We start from the raw sequence: 1,001 nt of genomic DNA, 5'->3' as shown, positions 1-1,001 counted from the left end.
CGGCTTTGATTGATGGGGCGTTTTTTTGTCTATTTTTTATAGGCAGATATTTAGAGATAGATAGTGTTAGGACAAGATTACAGGCTGTCTACAGATTGTCACCTAAGTTCATTCGATTTTTATCCCAGAATGCTTATGATTTAAAGATATCTACATCAACATCCATTTAAGTAGCATTAATAAAAACGATACATCGAAAGCGATACATCAATGACTACGTGCGACTGGGTTAAATTTTCCTTGCTTGCTGCCATTACAGTAGAGGTGACGAAACACTCATCCCAGTTGCACAGAAATGGTTTTACATTGAACCTATTATATAAATCGGTAATGAAAAGAGGATATTATGAGTAACGATAAATCATCTGCTAAAGAATTTCCGAAACAAGAACAGTCGCTACCAGGCTCGCAGCAAGAGCAGCACCCAAGCCCTGAGGTGCTGCCAAAAGAGTATCCAAATGGCAAGCTTGCTGGAAAGGTTGCTATTATCACTGGCGCTGATAGCGGGATTGGGCAAGCAGTAGCAATATTATTTGCCAAAGAAGGCGCGGACGTAGTGGTCAGCTACTTATGTGAAGATGACGATGCTAAGATGACCAAAAGGCACGTAGAGTCTTACCAGCAGCGCTGCCTGCTGATAGCGTCAGATTTATCGGAAGAAGCTAACTGTCAAAAGCTAATCGATACCGCCATCGCTGAGTTCGGCAAAATTGATATTTTAGTCAACAACGCTGGGATGCAGGTTGAGCAAGAATCGCTCACCGATATCAGTAGTGCGCAATTTGATAAAACCATTCATACCAATTTTTATCCGCACTTTTGGTTGAGTAAATTTGCCTTACCACACATGCCAGCGGGTAGCTCGGTTATCAATACCACCTCTATCACCGCTTATCGCGGCAGTGACCATTTGATTGATTATGCCGCCACTAAGGGCGCGATTTTATCTTTCACCCGTGCTTTAGCCAATAATTTAATGAGTCAGGATAAAGGTATTCGCG

The 1,001-nt window shown here is 42.2% G+C and carries 1 protein-coding gene; it reads left to right on the top strand.

Annotated elements, in window-relative coordinates:
- Positions 1–346: 346 nt before the first annotated feature.
- Positions 347–1,001, top strand: a 655-nt coding sequence (locus V7D75_RS13850; protein WP_333615029.1) for an SDR family NAD(P)-dependent oxidoreductase, incomplete at its 3' end; no start/stop codon positions are given.

Origin of the sequence: Psychrobacter sp. (genome assembly GCF_036731945.1) — a bacterium.
Taxonomy (GTDB): Bacteria; Pseudomonadota; Gammaproteobacteria; order Pseudomonadales; family Moraxellaceae; genus Psychrobacter.
The sequence above is the reverse complement of the archived record's forward strand: the minus strand, read 5'-3'. Positions and strand labels throughout refer to the sequence as shown.